This window comes from Litchfieldella qijiaojingensis, assembly GCF_014651875.1.
Classification (GTDB): Bacteria; Pseudomonadota; Gammaproteobacteria; order Pseudomonadales; family Halomonadaceae; genus Litchfieldella; species Litchfieldella qijiaojingensis.
In genome coordinates, this window is the sequence record NZ_BMXS01000004.1 from 139,259 (window position 1) to 157,291 (window position 18,033).

The 18,033-nt window shown below is 61.6% G+C and carries 19 protein-coding genes; 5 read left to right on the forward strand and 14 right to left on the reverse strand.

All coding sequences use genetic code 11. The features are described 5' to 3' along the window. Positions 1 to 4 precede the first annotated feature (4 nt). From IE093_RS06310 to IE093_RS06370, 13 genes are read right to left on the reverse strand one after another with little or no spacing between them, the layout of a single operon-like run. Complete coding sequence (locus IE093_RS06310; protein WP_189467297.1) at positions 5 to 1,264, reverse strand: NAD(P)/FAD-dependent oxidoreductase; 1,260 nt, start codon at positions 1,262 to 1,264, stop codon at positions 5 to 7. 4 nt (positions 1,265 to 1,268) lie between these two features. Beyond that, positions 1,269 to 3,593: an MMPL family transporter gene (locus IE093_RS06315; protein WP_189467298.1), complete on the reverse strand. Its 2,325-nt coding sequence runs from the start codon at positions 3,591 to 3,593 to the stop codon at positions 1,269 to 1,271. Continuing rightward, the gene (locus IE093_RS06320; RefSeq protein ID WP_189467300.1) at positions 3,590 to 4,150 is read right to left on the reverse strand and encodes a LolA family protein; all 561 of its coding nucleotides are present in this window, start codon (positions 4,148 to 4,150) and stop codon (positions 3,590 to 3,592) included. Before IE093_RS06320 ends, IE093_RS06315 begins: the two co-directional genes overlap by 4 nt. Beyond that, entirely contained in the window at positions 4,147 to 4,587 is a 441-nt protein-coding gene (locus tag IE093_RS06325) for an acyl-CoA thioesterase (RefSeq protein WP_189467302.1), read from the reverse strand. The genes IE093_RS06320 and IE093_RS06325 overlap by 4 nt, the downstream gene beginning before the upstream one ends. Beyond that, positions 4,577 to 6,148, reverse strand: coding sequence for an HAL/PAL/TAL family ammonia-lyase (locus IE093_RS06330; protein WP_189467304.1), 1,572 nt, complete (start codon positions 6,146 to 6,148; stop codon positions 4,577 to 4,579). The genes IE093_RS06325 and IE093_RS06330 overlap by 11 nt, the downstream gene beginning before the upstream one ends. Further along, positions 6,132 to 7,073 carry an LpxL/LpxP family acyltransferase gene (locus IE093_RS06335; protein ID WP_189467306.1) on the reverse strand — a complete coding sequence of 314 codons (942 nt, stop codon included), beginning with the start codon at positions 7,071 to 7,073 and terminating at the stop codon, positions 6,132 to 6,134. The genes IE093_RS06330 and IE093_RS06335 overlap by 17 nt, the downstream gene beginning before the upstream one ends. Next, positions 7,070 to 7,828 carry a glycosyltransferase family 2 protein gene (locus IE093_RS06340; protein ID WP_189467308.1) on the reverse strand — a complete coding sequence of 253 codons (759 nt, stop codon included), beginning with the start codon at positions 7,826 to 7,828 and terminating at the stop codon, positions 7,070 to 7,072. The genes IE093_RS06335 and IE093_RS06340 overlap by 4 nt, the downstream gene beginning before the upstream one ends. Further along, a complete protein-coding gene (locus IE093_RS06345) occupies positions 7,821 to 9,524 on the reverse strand; it encodes an ApeI family dehydratase (protein ID WP_189467310.1) in 1,704 nt (567 codons plus the stop codon). The genes IE093_RS06340 and IE093_RS06345 overlap by 8 nt, the downstream gene beginning before the upstream one ends. Next, complete coding sequence (locus IE093_RS06350; protein WP_189467312.1) at positions 9,521 to 10,057, reverse strand: COG4648 family protein; 537 nt, start codon at positions 10,055 to 10,057, stop codon at positions 9,521 to 9,523. The genes IE093_RS06345 and IE093_RS06350 overlap by 4 nt, the downstream gene beginning before the upstream one ends. Before the next feature lie 3 nt (positions 10,058 to 10,060). Further along, a complete protein-coding gene (locus IE093_RS06355) occupies positions 10,061 to 10,327 on the reverse strand; it encodes an acyl carrier protein (protein WP_479691158.1) in 267 nt (88 codons plus the stop codon). Beyond that, positions 10,317 to 10,586, reverse strand: a complete 270-nt coding sequence (locus IE093_RS06360) for a phosphopantetheine-binding protein (protein ID WP_189467313.1) — start codon at positions 10,584 to 10,586, stop codon at positions 10,317 to 10,319. Before IE093_RS06360 ends, IE093_RS06355 begins: the two co-directional genes overlap by 11 nt. Further along, on the reverse strand, positions 10,558 to 11,346 hold the full coding sequence (locus tag IE093_RS06365; RefSeq protein ID WP_189467315.1) for a lysophospholipid acyltransferase family protein: 789 nt from the start codon (positions 11,344 to 11,346) through the stop codon (positions 10,558 to 10,560). The genes IE093_RS06360 and IE093_RS06365 overlap by 29 nt, the downstream gene beginning before the upstream one ends. Beyond that, entirely contained in the window at positions 11,343 to 12,014 is a 672-nt protein-coding gene (locus IE093_RS06370) for a beta-ketoacyl synthase chain length factor (protein ID WP_189467317.1), read from the reverse strand. Before IE093_RS06370 ends, IE093_RS06365 begins: the two co-directional genes overlap by 4 nt. A gap of 152 nt (positions 12,015 to 12,166) precedes the next feature. Here IE093_RS06370 and IE093_RS06375 point away from each other — a divergent pair, with 152 nt between their 5' ends. Then, entirely contained in the window at positions 12,167 to 12,892 is a 726-nt protein-coding gene (locus tag IE093_RS06375; RefSeq protein ID WP_189467319.1) for a YajG family lipoprotein, read from the forward strand. Positions 12,893 to 12,990: 98 nt separating this feature from the next. Here IE093_RS06375 and IE093_RS06380 read toward each other — a convergent pair whose 3' ends face one another. Continuing rightward, a complete protein-coding gene (locus tag IE093_RS06380; RefSeq protein ID WP_189467321.1) occupies positions 12,991 to 13,845 on the reverse strand; it encodes a MurR/RpiR family transcriptional regulator in 855 nt (284 codons plus the stop codon). A 276-nt stretch (positions 13,846 to 14,121) separates the two neighbouring features. Between IE093_RS06380 and zwf the strand changes: the two genes are divergently transcribed. The 4 genes from zwf (at position 14,122) to IE093_RS06400 (ending at position 17,875) form a co-directional block, all read left to right on the forward strand. Further along, positions 14,122 to 15,615, forward strand: a complete 1,494-nt coding sequence (gene zwf, locus IE093_RS06385) for a glucose-6-phosphate dehydrogenase (protein ID WP_189467323.1) — start codon at positions 14,122 to 14,124, stop codon at positions 15,613 to 15,615. A 1-nt stretch (position 15,616) separates the two neighbouring features. Continuing rightward, positions 15,617 to 16,282, forward strand: a complete 666-nt coding sequence (gene pgl, locus IE093_RS06390; protein ID WP_189467325.1) for a 6-phosphogluconolactonase — start codon at positions 15,617 to 15,619, stop codon at positions 16,280 to 16,282. Positions 16,283 to 16,306: 24 nt separating this feature from the next. Next, positions 16,307 to 16,969 carry a bifunctional 4-hydroxy-2-oxoglutarate aldolase/2-dehydro-3-deoxy-phosphogluconate aldolase gene (locus tag IE093_RS06395; protein WP_189467326.1) on the forward strand — a complete coding sequence of 221 codons (663 nt, stop codon included), beginning with the start codon at positions 16,307 to 16,309 and terminating at the stop codon, positions 16,967 to 16,969. Between the two features lie 411 nt (positions 16,970 to 17,380). Further along, on the forward strand, positions 17,381 to 17,875 hold the full coding sequence (locus IE093_RS06400) for a hypothetical protein (protein WP_189467328.1): 495 nt from the start codon (positions 17,381 to 17,383) through the stop codon (positions 17,873 to 17,875). The last annotated feature ends 158 nt before the right edge of the window (positions 17,876 to 18,033 follow it).

Sequence of the window (18,033 nt, forward strand, 5' to 3'; positions counted from 1 at the left end):
GCAATCAGACCTCGCCGATGGCAGAGAAGGAGGTGTCGGTGCAGGCCACGGCTAGGCTGCTCAGCCGACGACGGCTGGCGGCAACGAAGGGGTTGTTTTCGTCCCAGGCATAGCCGGCAAGCACCGAGCTGATCATCGAGCGGATACGCGGCGTCTGTTGCTCGTTGAAAATGATGCGTGGCAGACGTCCGTCGTACCAGGCTTCCACGAATTCGCGGAAGGTGGCCACGCCACGTCGCAGCGGCTGTTCGAACTGGCTATCCCAATCGACCTTTTCGCCGGCGAGTTGACGCTCGACCAAGGGAGCGGCGCGCAGTGCCGAGTCCAATGCGATGGTCACTCCCGAGGAAAAGACCGGGTCGAGGAATTCGCCGGCATTGCCCAAAAGGGCGAAGCCAGGGCCATGCAATTGCGTGACATCGGCGGAATAGCCTTCCAAACGGCCGATGTCGCGAATGGCCTCGGCATTGGCCAGCAGCTCGGAGAACCGGGGCTCGGAATGAAGGAAGTGCCACAGGCGCTCGCTGTTGTCGACTCCGGCAGCTTCGAGCGTTGCCCGGTCGCCGACCACGCCGAGCGAGGCGCGTCCATGTCGGAAGGGAATCAGCCAGTACCAGACGCTCGGATGAGCGGGGTGCAGGCCGATCAGAATCTTCTCACGGTCATGACGCGGGCAGACGATGCGATCCTCGACATGGGTGAACAGCGCACAGCGCGATTCCAGGGTCGAGGGCCGGGCGAGGTCGGTGAGCCGCGCCAGGACACGTCCGTAACCACTGGCATCCAGTACGAAGCGAGCCCTGAGCGAGCGTCGCTCGCCGGCCGTGTCGACCAGTGTGAGGCTAGGCCGGTCGGTATCGGCGACGAAGGCCTCGACGCGGGTCTCGAATTCGACCTCGGCACCGGCCTGGCGTGCCCCTTCGATCAGGCGTTGGTCGAAATTGGCGCGCTCGACCTGCCAGGTGGTGCCGGGGCCGGGGCTGAACTTGTCACGGAAATCGATGGCGGTGTCCTGGCCGCGCCAGGTGAAGGCAGCGCCGTTCTTGGGTTGAAAGTCGCCGGCCCGTGCGGCATCGAGTAGTCCGCAGGCCTCGAGATGCTCCATGCATTGCGGTAGTAGGCTTTCCCCGATGGAAAAGCGCGGAAAGCGGCTGCGTTCGATGACCCGGACATGCAGGCCGCGCCGGGCAAGCCAGGCGGCCGCAGCAGCCCCGGCAGGGCCTGCACCGATGATGGCGACATCGGTAGTGTCATTCGATTCCATGCGATCATGTCTCCTGTTGGCCATCACGGCTGTGTTCGTGTTTGGAAATGAGCCGACTGGTATCCGCCCTGGCGAAGGGCACCAGGGCCCAGGTCGCGGCGAGGCCAATAAGGCAGGTCAGGCCCAGATAGTGCAAAGCCGGCGTGGTGCTGAAGGACAGCAAGCCGAAAGCCAGCAGGCTCGACGCGCAGGACAGGCTGACCGCCAGCCAGGCTGCCGGGCTATCGGGATGCTCGGTACTGAAGATGCCGGCATCGAGCCCGATGCCCAGCACCAGCAGCAGTCCCAGCAGATGAAACAGTGTCAGGCCGATGTTCAGGGCACTGAATAGCGCCAGTGTCGCGACCACCGCTCCCATCGGCGGCAGCAGCACGCGCCAGGCCTGAAGGCGATAGCGCAAGCCGAACAGTATCGCCAACCCCACCGCGGCGACTGCCAACCACATGGCGATCTGGTCGCGCAGCCGTGCCAGATGGTCGGATAACATCGCCACCCGGTCCTGGTAGTGGACATACGACGGTGCGGCGAGCCGGGTGAGCGCTTGCTGGGCAATCTCATCGGCGTCGCCCAGGGCGACCAGGGTCGCCAGTTCGGGATTCGCGGCGTCGGATGCGGACACCTCGCCAAGCCATAGCATGCTATCGGCACGTCCTGCTGACATCTTTAGCCATGCTTCGAGGGTCAGCAGCGGCACCGAACGTAGTGGCTCTCGAGCAGCCTCCAGTAGTGTCGGGGGGAGTCCGGCCCTGTCGATCCATTCGGGCAGGGCACTGGCATAGACCTGACGCACTCGTTCGAGATTGGTTTGCTGGGTGGCTGGGGAGGGCACCGCCTGGGCGAGATGTCGGTAGTGTGTCAGGTGCCCTTGCGCCTGCAGTTTCGCCAAGGGAGCTTCCAGGGCTTCCAGTCGTTCCAGAAGCTTGGCTTCATGCTCGGCGGTGACGACCAGGTAGCGGCTGCCGGAGGGGCGTTCCAGCAAGGACTGTACACGTTGCTGCTCGACGATCAGTGCGGTGGATGAGGGGTTGAGCTGACGTAAGTCGTCGTTGGCTGTCAGACGCGTGACGATCAGCACTCCCGCGAATATCCCGAGCAAGGCCAGCAGGCTCCAGCGGTATGGCGCTCGGGGCGGCAGGCGCAGCCGATCCAATCGGGTAGCGATGCGTGTCGTTGCGGAGTGAGGGCGTGGGGAGAACCACGGTAGCCACAGGCGCACGGTCAGCCACGCGCCAACCAATCCCAGCGCGGCGAAAGTGGCCATCTGACGCAGCCCCGGCAGTGGCGTGGCGAGTTGGGCGAGGTAGGCCACAAGACTGGATACCAGTCCCAGTAGCAACCCGGGCCAGACTCGTTCCAGCGCTCGCTCGGGAGCCAGTAGGCGAGCGCATTGCAGATGCAGGGCGTAGTCGACCGCGACACCGATCAGACTGGCGCCGAACGCCAGCGTGAGCAGGTTGAGCGTGCCGAACAGCGACCAGGTGAGTGGCAGCGCAAACAGCACACCACAAGCGACCGGCAGCAATAGGCTGGCCAGAATCGAACCGCGTCGAAACGTCCCCCATAGCAGCAAGCCGATACCCAGCAGCGATCCCAGGCCAATGGTGGAAATTTCCCGTTTGGCTTGATCCGCCCCGGCAGCGGCATGGAACACCAGGCCGCTGCGCAACAGTTCGGTCTGGGGATGAGCATCATGGAAACTCGACAACGCAGCGGTGAGGCGCTGTTGCAGGGTCATGTCGTAGGGGCTGGCGGACAGTTGGCCACTGACGATGAACCAGTGCTTCTCTCCATCGCTGATGGCAGGCAGGCCATCGACCAATCGGACGGGACTGTCGAAACGCTGTTCCAGCCAGGCATCGAGCAGGCCGAAAGGATCGCGCCGGGGATCGGCATCGCTGCCGGGGGTGAATAGTCGCGTTAGGCCATGCTGTATCCAGGCTTCTCTATCGGCGCTGGCCAGCGGCTCGGCCAGCAGACGATAGCGATACGGTGCCAGAGCGATGTCGGGACGTTGGAACGTGTCGTCGTCGAAGTCGACAACGCTTGCGGAATCTCTCAGGCGGGCCTTGAGGTCAGTAACCAGCCTACCTGGGGAGTCACCGCTGACCAGCAGCACGAAGCGATCCTCGAAGGCTTGGGTCAGACGTTGTTCGGCTTGTTCGATGAATGCCGCCTGGTGGGTTTCGGGGAGTAGTGCGGTGATGCGTGTATCCAGGGGCGTTCCCCGGCTCAGCAAGCCGGCCAGCAGGATGGCGCACCCCATCAGCAACCCGCCCCAGCCCCAGGCCGCGAGGCGCTCGGAATGGGTAGGGCGTTGCGCATCACTCACGGCGAAGGATTGCCATCGTCTAAGCTCTCGCAAGCGGCTGGTATCAGGGTGAGGTCGAGCCGATCGCCGTCATCGAACTCGAGTTCGACCTGCTCCACTTGCTGGTTGCCGCTTACGAGTAGCCGTGTAAGTCGTTCGGCGACAGTTGCTTCGCTGGGCACTAGCCTGGCTCGCCAGTCTTCCAGCTCACCGCTGAGTTCGATCGTGAAGTGATGCTCCAATGCCTGCCAGTCGCCGGACAGAAGGCCGGTAAAGACCGGTGCGATTACCTGAAAGCCCAGCGGTAGGGAATCGTTGTTCTGGCTCAGCACCACACGATCCTGGATTGGCGCGGTGGTCTGCCAGACGAGGCCATCTTCGCGTTGCTGAAAGTGGCCGCGACTATCCAGCCGCATTTCGAGGTCGGCCAGCCAGCGCGACTGCTCGAAGCGGCCGCATTGCGGGGCATGGGTGGCCAGGCGCTCGGCCAGAGCATCGCCATCGGGAGTCGCACCCACCGCCGGGCTGGCGATCAGACAAAGGGCGGCATACATCGCCCATGGGAGATGACGCATCATTGGTTGGCCTCCTGCCAGGCGAGCAGACGTTCGACCAGTGCCAGCGGCGATACCAGTCGCATGTCATGGTCGTCGAGCCCCACCGCGACCTGCACGCTCCAAGCCCGGGTCAGGCGTTTGCGTGTCTCGGCGTCTCGAATGGTGTAGTCGATCTTGAGACGGTGTTCCCACTCGCTCACGCGCGCTTCGATGGCGATACGTTGGGCGAATACCGCCGGGGCAGCATAGCGCAGGCGCAGGTCAATCACCGGCCAGGCGAACCCGGAGGCCTGCATCTGGGGATAGTTGTAGTCGATGGCATCGAGCAATTCGCAGCGGGCGATTTCCAGATAACGCACATAGTGGCCATGCCAAGCCACTTGCATCATGTCGATGTCATGGAAGGGGATCGTCAGCTCGGTTTCGCAATGCGGCAGCGGGCGGTCGTCAGGCGTCATACAGACTCCAGCGGCGTTGGCGAATCAGGCCACAGAGTGTGCGCAGTTCGGGTTCCAGGGCACGGTCTTCACTCAAGGCCGGAAACGTCGAACGGCAGGCATCGAGGAAACCGGCCAGGCGCTCGGGTAGTGGGGCTGCATCGGTCAGATGGCTGCGCAGTTCGACGGCCTGGCAGGTGGCGTGCAGGGTGGCGGCGGCGACCTGTTCGACGAGTGTCAGGACGCGCAGGGCATCGCGGGCGGCGATGGTGCCCATGCTGACCTTGTCCTGGTTGTGGCACTCGGTGGAGCGTGAGAAGACGCTGGCCGGCATGGTCAGTTTGAGCGCCTCGGCGGTCCACGCCGAAGCGCCGATCTGTACCGCCTTGTAACCGTGGTTGAGGCTGGCCCGTTCCGGCGTGGCGCCACTCAGGTTGCTGGGTAGGCCGTGGTTGAAGCGGGTGTCGACCAATAGCGCCAATTGGCGATCGAGCAGGTCGGCGAGGTTGGCGCAGGCTTGCTTGAGACTGTCCATGACGAAAGCGACATGGCCGCCGTAGAAGTGACCGCCGTGCATGACCTTGCCGTGCTCGGCGTCGATCAGTGGGTTGTCGTTGGCACTGTTGAGCTCGGTCTCGAGAAACTGGCGCCACCAGGGCAGGGCATCTTCCACTACACCAATCACGTGCGGGGCGCAGCGCGTCGAGTAACGGTCCTGCAGGCGGGGCGAGTTGCGCGGTGTATCGGGGGCATGCAGGTCGTCGCGCAGACGCTCGGCCACGCGGTTCTGTCCAGGATGTGGTTTGGCGGCGAACAGATCGGCGTCGAAATGATAGGGATTGCCGTCCAGTGCGTAGACCGACAACGCGGTGATGCGTGTGGCAAGCCGAGCCAGGTAGGCAGTCCGGGCGAAGGCGAAGACACCGAGTGCAGTCATCACCGCCGTGCCGTTCATCAGTGCCAGGCCTTCCTTGGGCTTCAGACGGTATGGCGAAAGGCCGCGCTCGGCGAAAACCTCCGAAGTGGCGCGGCGCTGGCCGCGGTCGAACACTTCGCGCTCGCCGCACAATACGGCGGCCAGATACGAGAGTGGCGTCAGGTCGCCGCTGGCGCCCACCGAGCCTTCTTCGGGAATGACCGGTACGACATCATGCTCGAGCAACCAGGCCAGGCGTTCGAGGAGTTCGACGCTGACCCCTGAGACGCCGCGGCACAACGACACCAGGCGCACTATGACCACGGCCCGCGCGGCTTCCACCGACAGCACCTCGCCCAGGCCACAACCGTGGAAGGTATACAACTGGCGCGGCAGCTGTTCCAGGTCGGATGCAGGCACTTCGCGGGTGCAGGAATCGCCATAGCCGGTGGTGACGCCGTAGACCACCCCATCTTCCTCGAGCAGACATTCGAGAAACGCACTGCCACGAGCGATGCGTTCACGGAAGTCGGGTGTCGTCGATAGGACGACGCGACGACGGCCTTCGGCGACTGCCAACACATCCTCGAGGGTGACGGTCGAGCCATCCAGAGTGAGTGGTTCGTTGGTGGTGGAGCCAGCGACCGGGTCATGGAATATCGTCATGAAGGTATCCAGTATCGTTCATCCAGAACGGGTAGTAATTGAACCACTGCAGAGGATGGCGTCGAACACGCTCGGCCAAATGGTCGGCATGGCGTTGCATGGCGTCGGCGATCCATGGCTCGCGCTGGCGGCGTGGCAGGTCCCGGGTATCGTCGATGGCTTCGAAGTCGATCCGGAACCTGTCGTTCTCGCGTACGCAGGCCAGGGTATACAGTGGACAGCGCAGCAGCGTGGCTAGCCGAAATGGGCCTTCGGGGAATCTGGCCTGGCCGCCGAGAAAGTCGAGGCACTGCGTTCGTCCCCCTGTCAGGGAAAGTCGGTCGGCGGCAATGACCACATAGCCGCCGGCGTGAATGCGTTCGGCCAGGGCTTGGGCGGTGGCCGGTGTGATCTCGCTGACTTCGAGGACATGCGGGCGGGGCCGCCCCGTGACGCGCTCGAGCAGGGCATTGAACTTGCGCGCATTGCGGGTATGCATCATCACCGTCAGTTCGAGCCCCGGGTGCCGCTCGGCGAGGGCATTGACCACGTCGAGATTGCCGTGGTGAGCAACCAGGATCAGGCCGCCCCGGCCGCTGTCGATGGCAGCACTGAAACGTTCGATGCCCGTGCCGGTCAGGCGCTCGTCGGCAATATCCCCGCTCCAGGCCGCGACCTTGTCCATCAGCGCATCGCCGAAGGCCAGGAAGTGGCGATAACTGTGCCACCAACGGGCGAGCGGCCGCTGGCCGAGATGGGGGTAGAGGCGTTGCAGGTAGGACAGGGAGGCGCGTCGCGCCGTGGCATGCATCAGGAAGTACCACAACATGACCGGCCATAACACCAGCCGGAAGGGCCAGCGCCCCAAGTGGCGTTGTATCGCCACCATCAGGGCCATGCCGACCACGGTGCCGCGCTCACCGATCCGCGCCCAGTGATGACTCATCGGCGCACCTTCACAGGCTGTCTTCGCAAACGTCGAGCCAGCAGGCGAGGCAAGCGCAGCAGCATGCCGAAGAACAGCCGGGTGTGCATGGCGGCGATCTGTCGGTTATCACGCCACAACGCGAAGTGGCTCACGCCATCGCGCGGGTAATGCACGCGTACCGGGCGGTGCGTCATGGCGCCGCCAGCCCAGCGCCAGCGCACCAGCACTTCGGTGTCGAAAGTCATGCGATCGCCGCAGGGATGGCGTGCCAGCAGGTGGTTGAGTGCGGCGACCGGATAGAGCCTGACGCCACACATGGAGTCGCGGATCTCCAGCGATAGGGTGTTGATCCACACCCAGACATGGGTCGCGTAACGGCCGTAGAAGCGTACTCGTGGAACGCTGACGTCATAGCGCGGATAGCCGACCACCAGCGTCTCGGGTGCCGTCTCCAGCTCGGCGAGAAAGGCCGGCAGGTCTTCGCTGGCATGCTGGCCGTCGGCATCCACTTGCAGGGCATGGGTATAGCCCCGGCGCTGGGCTTCCTGGAGCCCGGCACGTACCGCGGCGCCCTTGCCCTGGTTGGTGGCCAGGCGCAGCAAGTGGTGACCGTTCTCGGCTAGACGGTCGAGTTCGGCCGCGCACTCGGCATCACAGCCATCGTCCACCAGCAGCAGCGGTATCCCCAGGACGGCCAACTCATCGCATACCGGACCGATCGTGGTGGGGTGGTTGTAGACCGGTATAAGGATACAGGGACGAGGATCAGCCATGCCTCCCTCCGCCCTGGGCTTGCAGGCGAACCTGTCCGGCACAGTGTCGCCCTTCGTGCGAGTCGATGGCGAAGGCGATACCGTCGTTGCGACGCGTCAGTCGTAGCGTGAAACGCACCCCGGGGCGAAGCACACGCTGGAACTTCAAGCGCTCGACTCCCTGGAATTCGCCCAGTTCACCGAAGCTCTCGCCGGCGAGTTCGATGGCCCACTGCACCATGACCACCCCTGGCACTAGCGGATACTCTTCGAAGTGCCCTTCGAGAAAGATCAAGCGTTCCGGCACTTCCAGGGTCAAGAGGCAGGAAGAGGGATCCGGGTGGCGTTCTCCCAGCCAGCGTGGCGCCTTGGTGTCATCGAGGTCGGCGAACAGACGGTTGATCAGGCTGCGGTCGAGCTTGCCCTGGGCATTGCTCGGCAGGGCGTCGACGAAACGCCAGTAACGGGGAATGGCGACTCGCTCCAGATGGGGTGACAGGCGAGCTCGCAAGCGCTGGATCAGAGCGTAGCGAGTGTCGTGCTGGTGCGGTACGGCTTCGTCTTGCAGGGCGACCACGACACCTAGGCGCCCGTCGGCACGGTCGAGATCGACGCAACGCGCCTCGTGAACTTCCGGCATGTCGGCAAGCGTCCGTTCGACGCGATCCAGCGATACGCGCTTGCCGGCGATCTTGACCACGCGATCCACCCGCCCCAGCAGCTCGAAGCCGTCGGTCGTCGGTGCGACCCGGTCGGGTTGTTGCCACCAACTGCCGGGATCTTCAAGAAACGGCGAACGCAGGGTCAGGTGTTCGTTCGAGAGCGATAGCTGTACCCCGGGCAGGGCTTGCCAGGAGATGTCTTGCGTTTGTCGACGGTGCGCGATTCCTCCGGTCTCGGTACTGCCATAGATCTCGATCACTGTGGTCCGCAACAGGCGTTCAGCGTGCTGGGCATGCTCTGCCGCCAAGGGGGCGCCAGAAGAGAACACACGAGTGGGGTGGGGGGACTCGCCCCAGGGCAGATGCTCCGGCAAACGCGACAACTGAGCGGGGGAGCTCACAACCACTGGGGCGAGACCTGCATCGCCGGCCTCCTGAATGCGCGCGGCCAGCACTTCGGGGTAACGGCTCTCATCGCCACAAAAGAGGATGCCAGCGCATAACGGATGCAACACACCGGTGAGCAGGCCGTAGATGTGCTGGTGACTGACCTGTGAGATGACACAACTGCCGGTCAATGGCCACAGATCGGCATGGGCAGCCAATTCCGCATCGAGCTGGTCGAAACGCTTGGCCAGACGCACGGGGTCGCCGGTGGAACCGGAGGTGTACAGGACCACCGCTGTGGATGCGGGAGCAAGCGCCTCGGGGTAGGCAAGAGCGGCTGCTTCATGCTGGCTGACACTATGATCGCCGGGGGTATCGGGTAGCGTACCATCTGCCTCCGCAGCGAGCCGTGACAGGGTCTCGGGGCGGTCGTCGGCCGGCAGCACCGCGATGCGGCCACTTTCCCATAGCGCAATCAAGGCAGCGCAGAAGTCCTCGGGATGACGTTGGCAGAGTAGCCAGCGACCGCCGGGTTGGTCGTCCAGCCAGTGACGCCAGGCATCGATACGTCGAGGCAGCGAGATCGGATCGACCCAGTGATGAGGGAGTGAGCGATGATTCTTGTTCGCTCTACGCCAGGGCAGTCGGGTTAGCGGGACGAATGTCACGATAGGCTCCTCCGCAACCGATGACGTAACAGCCATTCACCGGCAAACATCAAGGCGATCAGAAGGTAGCTGATGACGCCGTTGTACAGCGACCAGGTTGCCAGGTCAGCGTATAGCGCTGTCCAGGAGGCAATGGCTCCGTTGAGGACAAAGAAACCGCACCATGCCCAGGTGACCCGGCGGGTATAGCGCACCCCGGCCGGGGGCAGGTCGGGTTCGCGCAAGCGGGCCAGGCGTTCGACGATTGGCATGCCCTGCCACAGGCTGGATATAAAGATAACCAGCATGATGGCGCTGACGGCGACGGGATAGGCGCGCATGCCAAGTTCGGCATGCCCTAAGCCGCCCAGCGCCAGCAATAGTGCCGCCACCACAATGGTCAGATAGCGAGCCTGGGGTATCCGCCAGGCGAGCAATGCGGCGCCGATCAACAGTAGCGGCCAGCTACCCAGGTGGCCGTGCAGGACGAAGACCAGCACCGGCCAGGCCATAACTAGGAGCGTGCAGAGCCACTTGATCGCTTGTTTCGGCATGTCTCAGCGTTGCATCAAGCGTTCGACGGCATTGACCACGTCATCGATGGTACGCACCGATTTGAAGTCGTCGGGGTTGATGCGTCGACCGGTGAACTGCTTGAGTTCGACGACCAGGTCCACGGCATCGATGCTATCGATGTCGAGATCTTCGTAGAGTCGCGCTTCGGGCTTGATGTCGCCAGCGTCGAGATCGAACATCTCAACTAGTGTCTTATGCACGTGAGTGAAGATTTCTGCGCGCTTGGCAGCGGCCATATCAGTCGACACGACGGGCCTCCACGAGTGACTGCAGGGCATTCAGGCTGGCGAAATGGTGGCGGGTCTCCTCCGCTTCGGCGTCGAGCTTGATGCCGTAGCGCTTTTGCAATGCCAAGCCGAGCTCGAGGGCATCGATGGAGTCAAGGCCCAAACCCTCGCCGAACAAGGGTGCCACGGGGTCGATGTCCACGGGAGTGATGTCCTCGAGTTCCAGTGTATCGATGATCAGACGTTTGAGTTCAAGCGACAGGTCTCGTGTCTCGTTCATTGTGAAATCTTTCCAGTTCCCTGTTGAAATGATTACTGAGCCGACGAGTCAATTGTCGTGCGGCCTGCCCGGTCGGCTGTTGGTTATCGTCGTTGACGGGCAGGTCGTCCAGCACGCGAAGCGTCATCCATACCTTACGTGCTGGTATACGATACCAAGGTTCACCCTTGGTCAACGTAGTGGGTGTGCAGTGTATCAGCACTGGCGTGATATTCGTGTTCGTGCGTAGTGCTATGTTGGCCCCGCCTCGACGAAACTTGATCGGGCGTCGTGGGGAAGTGCGGGTGCCTTCGGGAAAGAGAATCAAGGAACCGCCGTTTGCCAGGCTGGTCTTGGCGGCATCGAGTACGGCTTCAGGCTCATCGTTGGTGATATAACCCGCTGCGCGGATAGGGCCGCGAGTGAACGGGTTGTGTGCCAACCGCCCCTTGACGATGCAGTCGGCGTGGGGAATGTGTGCCAGCAGGAATATCACATCGATCAGAGAAGGATGGTTGGCCAATATCAACAGGCCGGGGCGTTGCAGCCGTTCCACGTGCTCGAAGCGATAATCCAGTACCCCGAGAGCTTGCATCAGGGCAACGAAACAGCGGAAACAGCGCTGAATCAATTGGCGCGCTATCCACTGGCGCCGTTGGTTATCGCGAATGCCGATTTGCAGGATGGGCGCGACCACGGCACCGATGAATAAGCCACCGATTCCGAATGCCATGAAGGAAATTGCGGTTCCTATCCCCCGGCGCCATTGGTCGAGCGTCATCTTTCCTCCAACTGCCACCGCTGCTGGCCGTCGAGATGGGGAGTGTCTGCGTTCAACCAGGCGATCACATCGAGTGGAGTAGGGCGAGCGGATTGTGAAACGTCGTGTGGCAGAAGCTTGCGGCCTGAGTCGAGTGTCAGGCGCATTCCGACCGCGCAAGGCGACTCGGGATATTCGGCATGTCCTTGGTAAGCAGCGGGGCGTGGGCCTTCGGAAAAGACGATGACCACTGCGGGATAGCCTTCCGTGAGGTAGCCCCTCGCTTCGCAGACCAGCGCATCGAACTCATGACCGCAGGCACCGAGGGCTTGCAAGGGGCGGTGGTGTCGACTGGCGATGGAATGCACGCCCAATACGGCGTTATGGACCGACATGGAAAAGCGGGTCGGCGATATCGGGTCACCTTGTGCCAATGCTTCCAGCATTTGTAGCGTATGCGTGGCATCGCCATGACGTGAGGCATGGATCAGTGGGCAACTGGCTTCGGGGTCAAGGGTTTTAAGGATCTCACAGGTGGCCCGCCCCACCTCATCGAGACGACGACGCAACATGGCCGGCAGCTTGGCAGCGCCGGGGTTGGTCGATATATCGTGCTGACTGTTTATTGCAACGCTCGCCTGAGCAGCGCTCCATGCTTGCCAGTCCTCAAGATGTAGGGCTGCGTGCATATTGTCATTCTTAGTGGATGAATGGTCGGTAATGTTAACTTGGCGGTGCTGATGCCTCAAGTTGTATGAGGCAATGCTTCGTTATGTTGGCTGGTCAGAAAAAAATGTGCGACGGAGCCTAAAGAATCAGGTTGGATTGCCGATAATACCTGATGCCTTGGGAAGGCTTTCCGGGCCTCAAGCGGGATATGAAAAAATCGAAAAAGGGATCTGAGGAAATGATGAGGACTCTGCTTTTTGCCATCATGATCGCTATGGTCGCACTGCTCTCCGGCTGTGCGACAAGTCGAAGTGAGATAGCGATATCGACTCCTCACGAAGAGTGGTCGCAGCCTGATAATATGATTGGGGAAGTGGTGATACGCACCGTTACCGATCAGCGGGTTTTCGAGGAGGCGCCGCCGGAACCAAGTACGCCTTCGCTTGGCTTTGAAGGGGCAGCGCAGGCAGCAGCGGATATCAAGGCAAGGGCTGTGGGGCGCAAGCGCAATACCTATGGTAAAGCACTCGGCGATATTCTGCTTGAAAATGGACAGACGGTTGAAGGGTTGGTACGTGAGAATCTAGTCGCAGCCTTTGAGAAATCTGGGTTCAAGGTGTCCAGCGAAACAGAGAGTCATGATCCTTCAGCGCTAGTCGTTGACGTATATATCAACGAGTTATGGGCATGGTTCAATCCAGGGTTTTGGGCGATTACTCTTAATACCCGCATTGCAACCGATCTGGAACTTCAGGGAGCCTCATCTCCCAAGACAATTAGCGTTCACGCAGAAGATAGACGCCAGGTGGCTACTGAAAGCGCATGGGTAGAAATAATCGAAATGGCGCTGCAGGAGTATCGAGACGAAGTCATTGCTCTTGCTCCCTCTTTGCGGTGATGCTTTTCTTCTTAAATAAGGCCCCTCAACTCAGTTGTTGGTAGTTCTAGTGATGCCAACCAATGCCGCCGGCCAACTCTTTGGTCGGCGGCGTTTTTTCAGCTGACAGGAAAACGTGTCGCCTGCAGGCTGTCCTTGATCTTCTTCAGGTGACCGAGGAAGTCCTCGCCGCGACGTAGGGTGACGCCGGTGGCCAGCACGTCGATCAGGGCCAGGTGGATCATGCGCGAAGTCATGGGCATATAGACATCGGTGTCCTCGGGTGCGATGACCTCGAGGGTTTCGGTGCATTCGGCAGCCAGCGGCGAACCAGGCGCGGTGATGCCGAGCACGATGGCGCCGTTGTCGCGAGCCAGGCGGGCGATCTCCACGAGCTCGCGTGTGCGGCCGGTGTAGGAAATGATCACCACAACATCGCCAGTATGGCATGACGCCGCCACCATGCGCTGCATCAGCACGTCTTCGTAGGCCATCACCGGGAGGTTGAAGCGGAAGAACTTGTGCTGGGCATCCTGCGCCACCGGGCCGGAAGCGCCCAGACCGAAAAAGTGGATCTGCTTGGCTTGGATCAGGTAGTCGACGGCGCGTTCGATACTCTTGGCATCCAGGGCGCGACGGGCATCGTCGAGAGCGGCAATGGTGGCACCGAAGATCTTGTCGCCGTAGCCCGCGGCATCGTCATCGCGCTCGACGCTACGGCTTACGTAAGGAGTCCCCCCGGCCAAGCTCTGCGCCAGCTTGATCTTGAAGTCCGGGTAGCCCTTCGCCTCGAAGTTGCGGCAGAAACGGTTGACGGTGGGTTCACTGACCGAGGCCGCCTGGGCTAGGGTGGCGATACTCATGCCGGTGGCGGAGGCGGGGTCCTGGAGAATAACGTCGGCGACCTTGCGCTCCGAGCGATTGAGTTCGTCGAGCCGTGTGCGGATACGATCGATCAGGTCGTGGCTGGCCATGGTGAGTGAGGCACTCCGTGACTGGGTAACATGAGGGTTGGCGCCGCCTGTGGACGGTAGCTGTGCCACAATGACGAGGTGTCGCCTTGAGAACCGATAAGACCATGTGGTGATTTAACTACATCTTCCACTATCCTAGCGTGAGGCGGGCGGTGTGGCCAAGTCGAGACCATGATCGATGTCGAAATGATCGTAAAGTTACATATAAATATTGATGGCTTTCGCCTTTTTGGTGTATTTTGTAAGTAAGTTAACCAGATTTTTAGGGGGCGTGGCATGAACCACGAAACCGGGCCGCTTGGCATGTCCAACTCCGAGGTCGATCTGGCGCTGTTCGGCGCCTTGGGTGATCTGGCGCTGCGCAAGCTCTATCCGGCGTTGTATCAGCTTGATCGGGAGGGACTCTTGCCAGAGACCACGCGTGTGCTGGGTCTGGCACGTCAGGAGTATGATACGGCTGCTTTCCAGGCCCGGGTCACCGAGGCACTGAAACAGCGGGTCAAGGCCAGTGAGCTCGACAAGGAGAGCCTCAAGCGCTTTCTAGCGCGTCTCGACTATGCCAGGGTCGACTTCAATCAAGTCGAAGGCTACGAGGCCATACGCGGTTGGCGGGAGGGGTCGCCACGCCCGATGATCGTCTATCTGGCGGTGCCGGCCAGCATCTATGGCTCGATCTGTCGCAATCTTCAGGCCAGCGGCAGTCTCGACGGCGAGACTCGGGTGGTAGTGGAGAAGCCCATCGGCTACGACCTGGAGTCCTCGCAGGAGATCAACGACGCCATCGGTGAAGTGTTCCCGGAGTCGCGGGTGTACCGTATCGATCACTATCTGGGCAAGGAAACCGTCCAGAACCTGATTGCGCTGCGTTTTGCTAATCCTCTGTTCGGCACCCAATGGAATCAGAATCATATCTCCCATGTGGAGATCACCGTTGCCGAGCAGGTGGGAATCGAAGGCCGCTGGGGCTATTTCGATCAAGCCGGGCAGTTGCGCGACATGGTGCAGAATCACCTGCTGCAACTGGTCTGTCTGATCGCCATGGATCCTCCGGCCAATCTCGATGCCGATGCCATCCGCGACGAAAAGGTCAAGGTGCTGAAGGCCCTGAAACCCTTCGGTACCGAATCGCTGGGACGTGACGTGGTGCGTGGACAGTACACCGCCGGGACCAGTGGCGGCCAGAGCGTGCCGGGCTACCTCGAGGAGGAAGGCGCCAATACCGAAAGTCACACCGAAACCTTCGTCGCCATGAAGACGGAAGTGGCCAACTGGCGTTGGGCTGGCGTCCCCTTCTACCTGCGCACCGGCAAGCGCATGCCGGAGAAGCTGTCGCAGATCGTCATCCACTTCCGTCAGCAGCCCCACTACATCTTCGATCCGGACCAGCGCAGTCTGGCGGCCAACAAGCTGATCATTCGCCTGCAGCCGGAAGAAGGGATCGCCCTGCAGGTGCTGACCAAGGACAGCGGGTTGGACAAGGGCATGCGTCTGCGGCCAGGGCCTTTACATCTGGATTTCAGCAGTGCCTTCCCCAAGTCGCGGATTCCCGATGCCTATGAACGCCTGCTGCTCGAGGTCATGAAGGGACAGCAATATCTGTTCGTGCGTCGTGACGAAGTGGAATACGCCTGGCGCTGGTGCGATCAGTTGATCGCCGCCTGGGAAGCCCATGATTCACCGCCACGTCGTTATCCTGCGGGTTCTTGGGGGCCGGTTGCGTCGATTGCCATGATTACCCAGGACGGGCGTAGCTGGTATGAGGATTACTGACATGTATGCTTCCCGCGAACGATTGGCTCGACAACTGGCCGAAGCGGTGGCTGAGGCCTTGAGAATCGATCTGGCCTATCAGGAGCGCGCCTTGCTGGTGGTATCGGGTGGCTCGACCCCGGTCCCCTTTTTCCAGGCGTTGGCTAACATCGAGCTACCATGGGAACGTGTCGACGTGACGCTTGCCGACGAGCGTTGGGTCGATGAGGCGGCGGAGGACAGCAATGCCCGCCTGGTACGTGAACACTTGCTGACCGGTGCGGCGGAGGCTGCCAATTTCGTGTCCTTGACCACCGCCGATGCCACTCCGGAGCAGGGGGTTAGCGTGGTGGCGTCGCGTGTCGAGCGACTGACTTGGCCGGCCAGCGTGGTGATTCTGGGCATGGGCGGCGACGGTCATACCGCGTCGCTGTTCCCCGATAGCCGTGAACTCGGTCTGGCGCTGTCCACCGACGACAGCGTTGTGGCCGTGCGTACCCCTAGTCAGCCTCAGGCACGCATTACCTTGAGCGCTGCTCGTCTGCATCAGGCGCGGCGCCATATCCTACATCTCAACGGCGAGGATAAGCGAGCCGTGCTAGCCACCGCCATGGCCGGCGACGATGTCCGCAAACTGCCGATTCGCGCCTTTCTGGCCTGCCCTCTGGCGATCTATTGGGCGCCCTGATCCCCTCTTTCTGGAGCAAGACACATGACGATTGACAAGCAGTTGCCTTCCACCCGCACTACCGAGCTCGACAGCATCTGCCTCAAGGCCGAGGTCATTCCGGTGATCACCATCGAGCGTCTCGAGGATGCCGTGCCGATCGGTCGCGCCCTGGTCGAGGGTGGCTTGCCGGTGCTCGAGATCACGTTGCGTACCGACTGTGCTCTGGAAGCCATCAAGCGTATGCGTGATGCCCTGCCCGGAGCGAGCATCGGCGTGGGGACCGTCCTGACGCCGGCCCAGTACCGTCAGGCTGAGCAGGTCGGTGCTGACTTCGTGGTCACTCCAGGGGCAACCGACGCCTTGTATCGTTATGGCGTAAGCAGCCCGGTGCCGATGTTGCCTGGTGTATCGACCATATCCGAGCTGATGACCGGTTGGCAGTACGGTTACCGCCGCTTCAAGTTCTTCCCTGCCGAAGCCAGTGGCGGTGCCCCGGCGCTCAAGGCTTTCGGGGCGCCGATTCCCGAGGCTCGGTTCTGCCCCACTGGAGGGATCACGGTGGACAATGCCGAGGAATATCTGTCGCTGCCCAACGTGATGTGCGTGGGCGGCTCATGGCTGACACCCAAGGCTCTGATCGAGGCCGAGGACTGGGACGGCATCCGAGAACTAGCCCGTCAGGCGGCGGAGCGCTTTCATCACTGAGCTACGAGCTACACATGATCTCTCTCGACAGCCTGTGCTGTTGTTCGACCCGCCGGATGGCGGGTCTTTTTTGCACCAAAAGTTGTCCAGGCCTGGCGCTTACAAGAACGATGTCGGTGCATCAGGCATTTGCCGGTAGTAGGAAGGCTTGTCCAGCCTGTGTAGAAGATACGCTTGTTGAAAGGTGCGCAAGCTCGGAATCGCCGCCAATGGGCATCTCACGGTAGTTGATGTGTATTAGCCATGCTTGAACCTGGCCCCGTGCTTGCTTTGGTTGTCTCGAGGCCGAGAAGAGGGAACTCCTCGAAAGCGGTCGGCCGGCATCCTCGAACCGGGAATGCGCGAACTGCCGTCCTGGCATTGCGGATGCTGGATCCTTTCGTCGTAACCCGGACATGGAGGCACCGACTTATGAACGACCTGAGAACACTGACGCTCCTGCCCCAGGAACAGCTCGACCTGGCAAGTCATCTCGAGACTCAGGCCTTGCAGCGCTATCGGCGACTGGCGCGTCATTTGCGCCCTCGCCATCCCGCTATCAGTCGCTTGATGGCGACATTGGGTCAGGAGTGTGCGTATCATCTCGCATCGCTGCGTGAGGCGGCGGAGAGTCTGGGGCTGAGTGCCTGTATCGACGGCGAGAAGGATGTGCCTACTAGCATGTCGCGTCGCTGCCTGCCGACATCCGATGATGGCTCCACCGGCAAGGCGGTCCAGGAAGCATTGGTAGCGGCCATCGACGGTCGTCGGTTGGCTCACCGGCTGCTGGAGGCCAATGGCACGCCCGAGCTGGAAGTGCCTCTGCTGGCCTTTGACAAACACAAGCAAACCGAGTGTCGATTGCTGGAGGAGTACCTCGCCGATGGCGAGAGACATATGGAGTCAAGGGCGGCACAGGCGAGCTGAGAAAAAGGCACCGGATGTCCTAGCCGGTGCCGATGTCAGGCTTTGCCCGAAAACTGCCTGCGCTTGCCCATACGGCGTTAAAAATCAGCTCAAAATGCTCATTTACAACTACTACGTAAACTCCGCTTTTTTGCTGATTTTTGCCTTGTCTGGCCATC